We start from the raw sequence: 12,141 nt of genomic DNA, 5'->3' as shown, positions 1-12,141 counted from the left end.
ATCGGTCAGACATTCATTTTTTCCTGCTCAGCTTTTTTCTTTGCCTCATATTCAGCGGCCAGTTTGTCTATTTCAATCTTCAGTTCATCCACCATCCGGTCTTCAGGGACTTTTCTGATGATTTTTCCGTGACGGAAAAGCAGGCCCTCCCCATGCCCCCCGGCAATGCCGATATCTGCTTCACGTGCCTCACCTGGTCCGTTAACAGCGCAGCCAAGGACAGATACTTTAATGGGTACATGGATATGATCAATGTATTCCTCAACTTGATTGGCAATCTTAATCAGATCAATCTGAATACGTCCGCAGGTCGGACACGAGACCAGGGTCGCTGCATTTGTCAGACCGAACGCTTTAAGTAATTCGCGGCAGACCCTTACCTCTTCAACAGGATCAGCAGAAAGAGAGATACGGATCGTATTGCCAATGCCTTCATGCAGAAGGATACCGAGTCCGGCTGCGCTCTTAATACTGCCTGAAAATTTAGTGCCGGATTCTGTAATCCCAAGGTGAAGAGGGTAATCAAAAGCACGTGCTGCTTTTTCATACGCTTCAACAGCCAGATTGATATTGGAGGCTTTCAGCGAAACCACAATGTCATGAAAGTCGAGATCTTCAAGAATTTTGATGTGATGCAGCGCGCTTTCAACCATCCCGTCAGCTGTCGGATAGCCGTATTTTTCCAGAATATGTCGCTCAAGAGAGCCTGCATTGACACCAATCCGGATCGGGATATGTTTGGCTTTTGCGGCACGGACGACGGCTTCGACATTTTCTCTTTTGCCGATATTTCCGGGGTTGATACGAATTTTGTCGGCACCGCCTTCAATTGCTTTTAGTGCCAGTTTGTAATTAAAGTGGATATCCACAACCAGAGGAATGTGAATCTGTTTTTTTATATCAGGGATTGCGAGTGCGTCCTCCATAGTCGGGCACGCCACGCGAACCAGCTGGCAACCCGCATTTTCAAGACGGTGAATTTGTGCAACCGTCGCTTCCACATCACGTGTTTTGGTTGTTGTCATGCTTTGTATAATGACTTCATTGGATCCGCCAATGATTAAATTTCCAACTTTTACTTTTCTGGTTTTTGTGCGATGCGTCATTTCAGACACGAAACATTCGCCCCTTTTATGAGTGAAAATGAATTATCTGCAAAAGATCCAGACAAATCCAGTATATCATGATTTGCTGTGAAATGCTGTGAATGGTTATTCAGTGTTTTTGATCATAGACAGGAAAAGCATAGGTTCTGCCAATTTGCAGATGGTTAGGATCGACTGAAGGGTTCAGCCTGGTAAAGTCCTGCATCACCTGCGAGATGTCAGGTACACTCTGGTTAACCCGTTCAATCACAGAGAGAAGGGTGTCGCCGGGTGTAACCATTATATTCTTATAAGGAATCGCCGTCTGCCGGGTTGATCCGGCATTTTCTCTGACCTGCTGCCCACCGGGAAGTGATCCGGAGGTCAGATCCGTATAACTTGTCCAGCAGGCAATAAGAAAGAGAATGGTAAAAATACGCCTCCTCATATCAATCATCTCCTTGAAACATATGTATGCGACAGGCAGTCCATTTATGCTGCCCGGCTAAAAAAATATTGTTGTATCTTTCCTGCCGGCTTCCCGTATGTTTTAATAAGATAGGGGTGTCTCTTTCGCATGAGTACGGGGGCCTCAGACAGAGAGGAGTGCTGACTTTGGACTATTTATCCTATCCTGCAGGCGGATTCTTTGTGATCCTGCTTGCTGCATGTTTACTTTTTGCCGAACTTCTCGTTAAGGGAAAAGGGATTCTTGCTATTCTGGGGAGCTTGCTTTTTATTTATTACTTCCATTATTTTCTGACTGATCAGGCTTCGATATGGATTGTTCTGCTGCTTATTGGCGGACTTCTGCTGATCATTATTGACGGTAAGCTGTTTACAACCGGTATTATCGGTATACTGGGATTCATTCTGATGATCCTTGGAGTAGCGCTGCCTGCACCGTCTCTGCTTTACGGCATGCTGGTTGGTATCGCGTTTATTATTGGTTCCTTTGCATCGTTACTGTTCAGAAAGTGGATTCCGCAGCGAGACTATCTTGACAAACTGCAACTGCATGAAAAGCTGTCCAGCGATAAAGGGTATAATTCAATTAATGAAGACTATAATGAGCTCGTTGGTAAGAAAGGGATCACACTGACGCCTTTTCATCCCGTTGGAACGGTGAAGATAGACGGGAAAAATTACAGTGCGATTACAGATGGCGTTTATCTTGATCAGCATGTGGCGGTTAAAGTCGTATCTGTCGATGGAACGAGGATTGTCATCGACAAAGACTGAATGAGGTTTTTGTTATTTTTTCCAGATTGGGGATCTATTTTACATTGTTATTTTCTTTCAGATATGATATATTACATCTTGTCGTTGGAAAAGCTGTGATGTCCGAAAATGCATATTGACAGGCGTTGCTGCTTATGTTAAATTAATTCTTGTTCTGATTTTGTTCCACAGTAGCTCAGCGGTAGAGCAATCGGCTGTTAACCGATTGGTCGCAGGTTCGAACCCTGCCTGTGGAGCCATGGCGGTGTAGCTCAGCTGGCTAGAGCGTACGGTTCATACCCGTGAGGTCGAGGGTTCGATCCCCCCGCCGCTATTTTTTTGTGTATGTTATGGCGGTTATGGTGAAGTGGTTAACACACCGGATTGTGGTTCCGGCACGCGTGGGTTCGATCCCCACTAACCGCCCGTGGACCCTTAGCTCAATTGGTTAGAGCTGACGGCCCATAACCGTCCGGTTGTAGGTTCGAGTCCTACAGGGTCCACCATTCTTTGGAGGAATACCCAAGTTGGCTGAAGGGATCGGTCTTGAAAACCGACAGGGGCTTCACGGCTCGCGGGGGTTCGAATCCCTCTTCCTCCGCTTATAGTGTATCAGTTCCTATTCTTAAATGCTCAAAATCATTGTTAAATCAATGATTTTGAGCATTTTTGCTTTTCAGGGATATAAAAGAAAATCAAATTATTTTGCGCCAATTTTGCACAAGATTTCATAATTCGTAACCTCCAGGAAACTTGTTATTTCAACGATGAGAGGAATGGGCTTAGGTGTTTATGTGCTTGTTTGACCAGAGTATTGGTGAGTGTGAGGATTAGCACCATTTACCGAGGTCGTTCCTCTAAATTCGTGATAGTGTCCTACATCTGGAAGCGGAATTGCAGGCCCTGTAACACCGGATATTTGATGTCTGTGTCCATCATCAACAGAAGTCACAGTGAAATATCGATGATTATGCGGGACACCAGTCGGAGCGGGTTCAGTCGTTCCGGCATATTGATGTCTGTGCCCTAAATCAAAAGAGGTAATGCCCCTGAATTGATGGCTATGCACAGGCACGCTGTCCCAACTCGTAATGAAAAGCCGATGGGAATGAAGCGGATCTGAATCATCAGAATGGAACATGAGACCAGTAACAGGGATTTCCATTAATTAGACTCCTTTGAATACAAAAGAATTTTGAAACAGTAATTTATATTCATAGGAATTGGATCTAGAACAAAAATGAGTTGAATTGAATGCTTAAAAGGACACCCGGGTGCTAGGTGCCCTTATGAAAGAAGGTGCTGAATGGATTTCTGGCTGCTAAGCGGTTCCATTATTAATAGCAGAATGCTGTACCAACAATGATCAGCAGAATGAACAGGACAACAATCAGGGCAAACCCCTTAGAATGATCGAAACCGCCGTAGCCACCGTATCCACCATCACTCATGAGCGACACCTCCTTATCACGTGATAATGCATTATATGATATCAAGGGCGAAGTGGAAGGGACAGATGAATGAAGGAAAAAGCCTATTTGGGAATAGTACAAGTTGACTTTTTTGCGGAGTAGACTGCTAAGGCGAAGGAATTGAAATTAAATGTCTGAAGATTTATATGGGATCTTCTTATGCTTTCTCAACAGGGCAGAATCCCTCTTCCTCTTAAATTACATGCTTTATGTTTTTAGTTGTGTCCGTAAAGAATATTGCGTGGTTTTCCTGCAGTCATTTAAGCGATCGGGAGGCAGAGAAACATTGTCAGTTTGTCTTTCAATCCGTGTACCCCGTTGTATTCGAAAGGCTCAGAAGGAGCTGCTTTATTGATCCTTCAGAATCGTGTTCAGCCATCGGTTTTTTAAAATGAAATCCCCTCACAAATAGAGACTTTATAGTGGACAAGGCCCGGGATTTATATTATTATAATTATTGTTAAATAATAATTATTATAATATAAATAACAAGGAGTGGTACACTTGACCATAACACAAAGTAAAACAACGAAAACATTTTTGAATCAGCAGGTCGCTAATTATGGACTGTTTTACACAAAAATCCATCAATTTCATTGGTATGTTAAAGGACACAACTTTTTTGCACTTCATGAAAAATTTGAAGAATTGTATAATCAGGTGACGTTGATTCTTGACGATATTGCCGAACGTCTCCTGCAAATTAACGGCCGGCCCTATTCGACACTTCGAGAATTCCTTGAACATGCGACGATAAAGGAAGAGCCATACACAAAGCCGTTGTCTGAAAACGAAATGGTTCAGGCTGTGGTCGATGATCTTGAAACCCTGAGAAACGAACTCGTTGAAGGCATCTCTCTGTCAGATAAAGAGGGTGACGATGTAACGAACGATATGCTGATTGCAATTAAGGGTAAGGTAGATAAAGAACTGTGGTTCTTTAGTTCATTTCTGGGCAAAGATCCGGTTCCTCAGATCAGCGTAAAATGAGTCAGCCAGTCGGACGATAAAAAGCGGAGTGCCAACAGGCATTTCGCTTTTTTGGTACGCCCGGATATACTCGGTCGCCATTTTCAGGGGATTATATTTGTTCCTGACGGGTTCTGAAATACTTTGACAGGGACAGGAGACGAACGTAAAATGAATTCATGAGATGAAATAAAAGCATCTGATTATCACGTGGCTTATTTTCATATTTTTAATCATTTCAACTGATTTCAATGGAAAAAAAAACAAAACGGACTTCGAATATTTATATCAGCTAGAGTTAGGCTAATCGGCTGTCAAACAGGTACAGGAGGACACGGTTTTGACCAATCAGACAGTAAAAAACAAGGGGACAAAAAACAATCTGCCTCTCAGACTCAATATTATTTTTCTAACCGTATTTCTTGCTTTTTCCGGTCTGATTCTGCGTCTGGGCTACGTCCAGATCGTAAATGGGGAACATTATAATAAAATGTTGCATGCGAGTGATACTCAGACAGCCCGTATTGACTCCGCACGCGGAAAAATCATGGATACGAATGGAACCATTCTGGCAGACAACAAAGCAGAGCTGGCGATTGTTTATATCCGAAATCTGGGGATCAGCGGCGCAGAGAGCCTGCAAATTGCCAAAAAGTTATCCCGACTGATTACAATGGATAGCGATGCAATGGAAAGAGTATCTGACCGGGATAAACGAGAATTCTACATTTTGAACAAATATCCTGATTTGCGGAAAGCTTATAATCAATATTTAAGTACTGAAGAGCAGAATAATCTGGAAAAGAAGCCATCTCAGGCTTATAAACTTCTGCTCAGCCGGGTTCCGGAAAAGAACATCAGCCATTTTTCAAAAAGAGATATGCAGGTTATGGCTATTATGCACGAATTTAATCAGGCGTCCAATCTGAACCCGCACATCATCAAAAGAGGCCTGACTGTGAGTGATAAGGAATATGTCAATGTTGTGGATCACCTTGATGAATTCAACGGGACGATACAGACGGCCGATGTTTCTTCCCGTGTTAATACGAAAAATGCACCGAAATACATTGGCAAGATTGGCGACATCCCACAGGAAAAGATTGACAACTACCTTGCCGCCGGCTACAGACGGGACGATAAGGTGGGCATCAGCAAGTTAGAACAGCAATATGAGTCTTATCTTCGCGGGATACCGATGGAACTGACTTATAACACAAAGAAAGGCGTTCCGACCGGAAATCCGACCATCAAGGAAGGAAAGCGTGGAGATGATGTCCGGCTGACCATAGATATCCGTCTTCAGGATAAAATGAATCAGATCCTGGAATCCAATATCAAAGCGGCGATGTCTCTTCCTGGAAATAATCTGAACAACAGTGCTTACGCTGTTGCCTTGAACCCGAAAACAGGCGCTGTTCTGGCGATTGGCGGTAAAAAGTTTGAGAACGGAAAATTCACGGATGCAACGAATGAAGCAATCAATGCCCAGTTTGCTATGGGTTCCGCGGTTAAAGGGGCGACGGAGCTGACCGGCTTCCAGCATCATGCTGTTCCCGAGCACTTCCGCGATATGCCAATCGAATATGATGAATCAACAGGGCAGAGATTATTTACATCCTGGGAGAAAGGCGGCCTGGGTGCTCTGACGCCCGAAACAGCCCTTCAGTTTTCTTCCAACGTATTTATGGCGAAAATTGTATCCAACATGGCCGGGATCACACTCACACCAGCCGGAGGTCGTTATAAGGCCAACCTGCCGTATGCCACAACCCCGCGCTTTATCCAGGCTGTAAATAACTTAAGAAATGGGTATAACCAGTTTGGTCTCGGCGTAAAAACCGGTATCGACCTGCCGACAGAAGGAACAGGATATAATGGCGGCATGCCCCCGCAATCCGGTCTGATTCACCAATTTGCGATTGGACAGTATGACACGTATACGCCGCTCCAGATGGCACAGTATATCTCCACAATAGCTAATGGCGGGTACAGGATGCAGACGCATTTTCTCGAATCCGTCCATGCACCGGGAAGCGATCCAAACCAGCCGGGTCCAACCGTTTATACCTATCAGCCGCGTGTTCTCAACACGCTTGGAAATAATAAAAGGGACCTTGAAAGGGTGCAGCATGGTTTGTATCTGGTTACCCATGGAACGGGTGGAACCGGGAACGTGATCTTGGGAGCTCCGGGAACTCAAAAATACAAGATCGCTGCAAAGACCGGGACCGCTCAGATTGACCAGAATGATCTGAGTCTCTATAACGAAACGCTGGTATCCTATGCACCTTATGACAATCCGCAGATTGCCGTTTCTGTCGTTGTCCCTTCAGTAAGAAGCGGGCGGCAAAACCAGCAGATCGCCCTTGAAGTCATCAAAGCTTATGACGATTTATATCACTACACAGATCAGAAGGGGCAGAAGAAATAATCGTCTTTCCTCTTAAATTTAACGGAAAAAAATAACAGCCGTACGGAAATTCTTCCGTACGGCTGCCTGTTAATTCTGATGGTTTTTCGTAATAACCTGAGCTATCTTTTCAACCGACATATCACTGGAAACAGTAAATGTGCCAAGTTGAACATATTTTTCCAGCTTCTTATCCTGGAGATACTTGTCAAGAGCTTTTTTCTTATCCGAATTAATAACCTTGGCACTGACCAGACTGCCTGATATGTCGCCTGGCGTCATACCACTTTTGATATTCAGTTTATATGATTTAACATCGGGTTTCGCTTTTGAATTCTTATCGCTGCTGTTATTATTCTTATCACTCTGATTATTTTTTGATGTTGCTGTTTTCATATCTGCCTGCCACTGGTTCCAGGCATCAATATCTATCGCTTTACGGTGATGATTCGTTAAGTATTGGGTAACTGTTGCTTCTGTCAAAGGAGTTTGTTTGACCACTTTAGCGGACTGAGACTCACCCTCATTAAAGATCAGGTAGTAAAAGAATGCAAACACAGCTGCTGCAACGAGAATCCCGGCGGCGAATCCACGTATTCCGTTTTTCGTCACTTATTCATTCACCCTTTAAAATTTTTCCGGTCTCCGACCATGACTTCCTCTTCGAGAACACGGATCTTTTTCTTGACCTTATATAGTTCCTGCATCATGGTGATTGAGTTTTCTTCCAGCTGACCTTCTACCTGTTTCACACGGTCCTGTTTGAAATAGGACACGCCCAGTGCGATCAGACCGGCTATCACCAGAATCAAGATAACATAACCCATTTAAACCCCCCCAATACTTTTTAAAGCATAACACTTCTATTGCCGGATTACCGGCCAATATCAATCACTAACATACCATTTATATCATAACTTGGTCTGCTGCGGAAGAAGATAAGGGAAAAAGAAAGAAGAATGTAAAATAAATTGAAAATAATGGCGAAAATGGAAGAAGCCATGGGGGTTGAACCCCGTCATGATATTTGGTAATATGAATTGTATGTTTCTGTTATATCGATATATAGATGAGTATTGGAGGGATATAAGCATGCGTGTAAAAGTCATTCTTGAAAATACGGAAACCGGCGATCGTGATTACATTACAACAAAGAACAAACAAAAGAATCCGGAACGTCTGGAATTAAAGAAATACAGCCCAAAGCTGAGAAGGTATGTCCTTTATCGCGAAACCAAATAAGGTTTCCTGAACTTGAAAGCCGCAAATGCCTTTCATAAGGTGGTTTGCGGCTTTAATTTACCGGGAGGATCCTATTGAAGACAAAAAAACAATGGCGTGAACGCGTGCTTAACCAGCTGAAATTAATGAGTGATCAATCTTTTGATGACCAGTGCCGGGAGATCCGTGAATCCCTGTTTCAGGCTGATCAGTGGAAACGGACCGGAACGGTGGCACTCACGCTCTCCATGGGCCGTGAAGTGGAAACGCGTCCGATTATCCGTCGTGCATGGAAAGAACATAAGCATGTGGTCGTACCCAAATGCGATTCAAAACACAAAATACTTCAATTTTACAGACTGAGTTCATTTGATCAGTTGCAGCGGGGTTTTTATGGCCTAATGGAACCTGATCCCGAAAAATCTGAACGGGTCTTTCCATCAGAAATTGATCTGACGGTTGTCCCCGGTGTTGTTTTTGACAGAAAAGGGTATCGAATAGGATACGGTGGGGGTTACTATGACCGCTTCCTCAGCGATTATTGCGGAGAAACGCTCTCCTTACTTTTATCCTGTCAGCTCTGCAGCGGTATCCCTGTGGAAGCCCATGATCAGAGGGTCGGCATGCTGATAACAGAGAAGGAAGTCATCATCCCCTGAGCGCATGAATGGAATCGGTATGTGGCACACTAAACCGGTATGATTCAGCTGAGAGGATGTTTCTATATGAAAAAAAGTGGGTGGCTTCCTGAATTCTTAATTCTGATTATCGTCGTTTATATCTTCTGCAGAAGAAAAGTTCTTTTTGAGATGGTGCTGTTCATGCTCGGAGGTCGGTACCTGTATAAACAGGTCAGAGAACAACATTTTCTGAAAACCTGACCCATCTTCTCTGTATTTAAAATTGTTGTCTGAGAAGTGCAATCTGATAATTAGACGTCTGAATGACAACAAGCAGGTGATCCGGTCCGATCAGTAAAAGAGGCATCAAACTTCCGACCGGAGACTGCAGTCTGCCGTCCGGTGTCTGAATTCCCCGTACCATTGTTGTATAAATCCCCTCCATCAATTGGCCACTGATTCGCTGCGCCCCTTCACCTGATGATGGAAAGACTTCATCTGATGATTTTGAGAATAATTCGGACAGCGGAAAGACGTGGTATTTTTCGCGCGCGATCCCATACTGTTTTACAGCCTCTGCCAGAAGATCAGACTGTTCTTTATTAATCTTATTATGATAACTCTGCCTCAGCTTTATTTCCCGTTTCGACCGGGCCTGTTTAAAGGTATAGAGCTTGCCGCCGATTTGTCCGGCATAGATCCTGTCAGCGGATCGTGTTATTTTCCCGTAAATCAAGTCATCTTCGTGTACCTCAGCCTGATGCATGCTCAGACTTTCATAAAAACCCGGGTCGATTTTAACCGACCGGCTTTTAAAAAGCGAAATCCGGTTTCTCTCCCAATGATTTATAATAGCAATCAATCGATTGTTTTTGTACAATATAGAGAAATCCTGAAGCAGGTAAACGCGGCGATTAACGCTCGATCCGACGCTCCAGTTCACACGGTTGTTTTCCTGCTTCAGCCGCGTTTCGGCCTGGTTGAAGGTGATGCTGCCGGTAGCAGGAAAATAGGTAATGGCCGGTCTATCCTGAAACGTGGCCGTTCTGGAGATCAGTAAGACTGGAATGAGAAGGATAAATGCAGCGATAAGGGTGAACCGGAAAAAGTGACGCAACAGGCCTGACCTCCTTATAGTACGAGCATATTCTAAAGGGCGGGGAATCATGACCGGTCTCTCCGGTCTAATGGACGATTGTTTAAAATGTTAATGATTTACCATTGGCAAATCACCTTATATGAGTAAAAATAGAAGAATGAGGTAAATATTAAAGGTGGAGATCATTATGGTGGAAATGATTAATATTGGTGTGGATCTAGGCGGTACCACAATCAAAATGGCATTAATTAATGATAATGGGAAAATGATTGACAAATGGGCCATTCCGACCAACACGATTGATAATGGCAGCCATATCACGGGGGATATCAGCACCAGCATTGTGAAAAAACTTGCCCAGCTGAATTATGACCGGCAGCAGGTAAGAGGAATAGGTATGGGTGCACCGGGTTTTATTAATATGGATACCGGGTTTATTTATAAAGCCGTGAATATCGGGTGGGAAAATTATCCACTCAAGGACGAACTCGAGAAATCAACGGGATTACCTGTCATTATAGATAATGATGCCAATATGGCCGCTTTGGGAGAAATGTGGCAGGGAGCCGGAAGGGGTGCGAAAGATATCATTTGTGTCACCTTAGGTACCGGTGTAGGCGGTGGAATTATCTGCGGCGGTGAAATTCTTCATGGCGCCAGCGGTATGGCAGGTGAGATTGGCCACATCACCGTCGTTCCGAAATTCGGTGCACCCTGTAATTGCGGGAAAAAGGGTTGCCTTGAAACGGTCGCATCAGCTACCGGTATCCGGCGACTTGCACTGGAAGCTCTTGACTACAATGATTCCGACAGTATTCTTCGAGATATATTTGAAGAAAAAGGCGACATATCCGCTGAAGATGTCTTTAACTGTACAGCAAAGGATGATCCGCTTTCCGCAGCCGTAGCGGATAAAGCAATACGTTATCTGGGTTATGCGCTTGGCGCAATATCCATCGTGATTAATCCGGAAAAAATCGTCATTGGCGGCGGTGTTTCCCACGCAGGAGATACACTGCTTGTTCCGCTCAGAAATTATTTCAATAAGTATTCCTTGCCCAGGGTTACAGAAGCTTGTTCAATCGATATTGCCAAACTGGGGAATGATGCCGGAGTCATTGGCGGTGCATGGCTGTCTAAAACAAAAATAAAACAGATGCACACAGCCTGATACTGAGCAGGCACTTTATCCTTCATTCACCATCCATACTGTCCGATCATATCCTGTCAACTAAGGAGCAGGGTCAGGATGGAGGGAATGGTGCTGTGAATGAACGAAAGAACCGATATATTGATTTTCTGGCTCAATTAGGTGTGGATCATGCGCATCCGGGTGGACGAAGCCTGAGTGAAGCTATCATTCGGACCCTGCCGATTCAGGCTGTCGATGACGTTCTGGATATCGGTTGCGGGACCGGAGCAACAGCTCAATATCTTGCAGATCAAACAAAAGCTTCAGTAACTGGCATCGATCTCCATCCTCAGATGGTGAAAGCCGCAAAAAAAAGATCCGAACAGTCTCTGAACCCGTTTCGCGTGGTACATGGATCAGCAGAATCACTGCCATTCAGGGACAGGGCATTTGACTGGCTATTCTCAGAATCTGTTACTGCATTTACTCATTTGCCTCGGTCACTTCCGGAATATTTTCGTGTACTGCGCTCAGGAGGTCAGCTGTTTGCTGTTGAAATGACTGTGGAACAGAAACTTCCGGAACAGGATAAAAGAAAGATATGTGATTTTTATGGTGTTCCGGATTTGTATACAACGACGGAGTGGGAAAACCAGTTAAAGAAGAGTGGATTTTCTGAAGTATATGTTCTGGAAGGAAAGGACTTTTTCTTTCGTCAGAAGATATCGGAATTTCCTCTTTCTTTAATTACGAAACATCTGAATGAGGAAGCACTGAAAATTTGGATGGGACATCTTGCGACGGTAAACACATACCAAAGTGTACTGAACTACAGAATATATCATGCTATGAAGAAAAACTGGCCAACCGGCAAATTGCCGTCGTCATAAGCCTGGTTTTTCTGAACCT

General features: G+C 44.1%; 15 protein-coding genes and 5 tRNA genes. 13 read left to right on the top strand and 7 right to left on the bottom strand.

Features of this window, described 5'->3' with window-relative positions:
* Positions 1-5 precede the first annotated feature (5 nt).
* A complete protein-coding gene (gene ispG / locus ABNN70_RS12790) occupies positions 6-1,115 on the bottom strand; it encodes a flavodoxin-dependent (E)-4-hydroxy-3-methylbut-2-enyl-diphosphate synthase (protein ID WP_353948007.1) in 1,110 nt (369 codons plus the stop codon).
* A 100-nt stretch (positions 1,116-1,215) separates the two neighbouring features.
* Positions 1,216-1,533: a LysM domain-containing protein gene (locus ABNN70_RS12785; RefSeq protein WP_129929855.1), complete on the bottom strand. Its 318-nt coding sequence runs from the start codon at positions 1,531-1,533 to the stop codon at positions 1,216-1,218.
* A gap of 167 nt (positions 1,534-1,700) precedes the next feature.
* Here ABNN70_RS12785 and ABNN70_RS12780 point away from each other — a divergent pair, with 167 nt between their 5' ends.
* The 6 genes from ABNN70_RS12780 to ABNN70_RS12755 all read left to right on the top strand — a co-directional run bounded on the left by ABNN70_RS12780 (position 1,701) and on the right by ABNN70_RS12755 (position 2,907).
* Entirely contained in the window at positions 1,701-2,327 is a 627-nt protein-coding gene (locus tag ABNN70_RS12780) for an NfeD family protein (RefSeq protein ID WP_129929856.1), read from the top strand.
* Positions 2,328-2,491: 164 nt separating this feature from the next.
* Positions 2,492-2,566, top strand: a tRNA-Asn gene (locus ABNN70_RS12775).
* A 1-nt stretch (position 2,567) separates the two neighbouring features.
* Positions 2,568-2,640 (top strand) — tRNA-Met (locus tag ABNN70_RS12770).
* Positions 2,641-2,659: 19 nt separating this feature from the next.
* Positions 2,660-2,732 (top strand) — tRNA-His (locus tag ABNN70_RS12765).
* 3 nt (positions 2,733-2,735) lie between these two features.
* Positions 2,736-2,812: transfer RNA gene (locus ABNN70_RS12760), tRNA-Ile, on the top strand.
* Between the two features lie 6 nt (positions 2,813-2,818).
* Positions 2,819-2,907, top strand: a tRNA-Ser gene (locus tag ABNN70_RS12755).
* A gap of 189 nt (positions 2,908-3,096) precedes the next feature.
* Here the strand turns inward: ABNN70_RS12755 and ABNN70_RS12750 are convergent.
* Entirely contained in the window at positions 3,097-3,471 is a 375-nt protein-coding gene (locus ABNN70_RS12750; protein WP_353948006.1) for a YmaF family protein, read from the bottom strand.
* 172 nt (positions 3,472-3,643) lie between these two features.
* Positions 3,644-3,757 carry a YjcZ family sporulation protein gene (locus tag ABNN70_RS12745; RefSeq protein ID WP_129929858.1) on the bottom strand — a complete coding sequence of 38 codons (114 nt, stop codon included), beginning with the start codon at positions 3,755-3,757 and terminating at the stop codon, positions 3,644-3,646.
* A gap of 525 nt (positions 3,758-4,282) precedes the next feature.
* Here ABNN70_RS12745 and ABNN70_RS12740 point away from each other — a divergent pair.
* Positions 4,283-4,768, top strand: coding sequence for a DNA starvation/stationary phase protection protein (locus tag ABNN70_RS12740; RefSeq protein WP_353948005.1), 486 nt, complete (start codon positions 4,283-4,285; stop codon positions 4,766-4,768).
* A 319-nt stretch (positions 4,769-5,087) separates the two neighbouring features.
* Positions 5,088-7,181 carry a penicillin-binding protein 2 gene (locus tag ABNN70_RS12735; protein ID WP_353948004.1) on the top strand — a complete coding sequence of 698 codons (2,094 nt, stop codon included), beginning with the start codon at positions 5,088-5,090 and terminating at the stop codon, positions 7,179-7,181.
* Positions 7,182-7,250: 69 nt separating this feature from the next.
* On the opposite strand, the gene ABNN70_RS12730 is transcribed toward ABNN70_RS12735, so the two are convergent.
* A complete protein-coding gene (locus ABNN70_RS12730) occupies positions 7,251-7,772 on the bottom strand; it encodes a hypothetical protein (protein WP_129929861.1) in 522 nt (173 codons plus the stop codon).
* 8 nt (positions 7,773-7,780) lie between these two features.
* A complete protein-coding gene (locus ABNN70_RS12725; protein WP_129929862.1) occupies positions 7,781-7,987 on the bottom strand; it encodes a hypothetical protein in 207 nt (68 codons plus the stop codon).
* 265 nt (positions 7,988-8,252) lie between these two features.
* Here ABNN70_RS12725 and rpmG point away from each other — a divergent pair, with 265 nt between their 5' ends.
* The 3 genes from rpmG to ABNN70_RS12710 all read left to right on the top strand — a co-directional run bounded on the left by rpmG (position 8,253) and on the right by ABNN70_RS12710 (position 9,262).
* Positions 8,253-8,402, top strand: a complete 150-nt coding sequence (gene rpmG, locus ABNN70_RS12720) for a 50S ribosomal protein L33 (RefSeq protein WP_129929863.1) — start codon at positions 8,253-8,255, stop codon at positions 8,400-8,402.
* 74 nt (positions 8,403-8,476) lie between these two features.
* Positions 8,477-9,040, top strand: a complete 564-nt coding sequence (locus ABNN70_RS12715; RefSeq protein ID WP_353948003.1) for a 5-formyltetrahydrofolate cyclo-ligase — start codon at positions 8,477-8,479, stop codon at positions 9,038-9,040.
* 66 nt (positions 9,041-9,106) lie between these two features.
* The gene (locus ABNN70_RS12710) at positions 9,107-9,262 is read left to right on the top strand and encodes a hypothetical protein (protein WP_353948002.1); all 156 of its coding nucleotides are present in this window, start codon (positions 9,107-9,109) and stop codon (positions 9,260-9,262) included.
* 16 nt (positions 9,263-9,278) lie between these two features.
* Here ABNN70_RS12710 and ABNN70_RS12705 read toward each other — a convergent pair whose 3' ends face one another.
* Positions 9,279-10,118: a hypothetical protein gene (locus tag ABNN70_RS12705; protein WP_353948001.1), complete on the bottom strand. Its 840-nt coding sequence runs from the start codon at positions 10,116-10,118 to the stop codon at positions 9,279-9,281.
* A 169-nt stretch (positions 10,119-10,287) separates the two neighbouring features.
* Between ABNN70_RS12705 and ABNN70_RS12700 the strand changes: the two genes are divergently transcribed.
* Together ABNN70_RS12700 and ABNN70_RS12695 are read left to right on the top strand one after the other, a co-directional pair.
* On the top strand, positions 10,288-11,271 hold the full coding sequence (locus tag ABNN70_RS12700; protein WP_353948000.1) for an ROK family glucokinase: 984 nt from the start codon (positions 10,288-10,290) through the stop codon (positions 11,269-11,271).
* A gap of 95 nt (positions 11,272-11,366) precedes the next feature.
* The gene (locus tag ABNN70_RS12695) at positions 11,367-12,122 is read left to right on the top strand and encodes a class I SAM-dependent methyltransferase (RefSeq protein ID WP_353947999.1); all 756 of its coding nucleotides are present in this window, start codon (positions 11,367-11,369) and stop codon (positions 12,120-12,122) included.
* The last annotated feature ends 19 nt before the right edge of the window (positions 12,123-12,141 follow it).

The sequence above is a fragment of the Sporolactobacillus sp. Y61 genome (genome assembly GCF_040529185.1).
GTDB lineage: Bacteria > Bacillota > Bacilli > Bacillales > Sporolactobacillaceae > Sporolactobacillus.
Note: the sequence above shows the minus strand (reverse complement) of the source record. Positions and strands in the feature narration are given on the sequence as shown.

Bases quoted from the DNA above. Each gene is read 5' to 3' on its own strand.
- ABNN70_RS12725 (WP_129929862.1), bottom strand. From the start codon at position 7,987: ATGGGTTATGTTATCTTGATTCTGGTGATAGCCGGTCTGATCGCACTG.
- ABNN70_RS12750 (WP_353948006.1), bottom strand. From the start codon at position 3,471: ATGGAAATCCCTGTTACTGGTCTCATGTTCCATTCTGATGATTCAGAT.
- ABNN70_RS12710 (WP_353948002.1), top strand. From the start codon at position 9,107: ATGAAAAAAAGTGGGTGGCTTCCTGAATTCTTAATTCTGATTATCGTC.
- rpmG (WP_129929863.1), top strand. From the start codon at position 8,253: ATGCGTGTAAAAGTCATTCTTGAAAATACGGAAACCGGCGATCGTGAT.
- ABNN70_RS12700 (WP_353948000.1), top strand. From the start codon at position 10,288: ATGGTGGAAATGATTAATATTGGTGTGGATCTAGGCGGTACCACAATC.
- ABNN70_RS12745 (WP_129929858.1), bottom strand. From the start codon at position 3,757: ATGAGTGATGGTGGATACGGTGGCTACGGCGGTTTCGATCATTCTAAG.
- ABNN70_RS12785 (WP_129929855.1), bottom strand. From the start codon at position 1,533: ATGAGGAGGCGTATTTTTACCATTCTCTTTCTTATTGCCTGCTGGACA.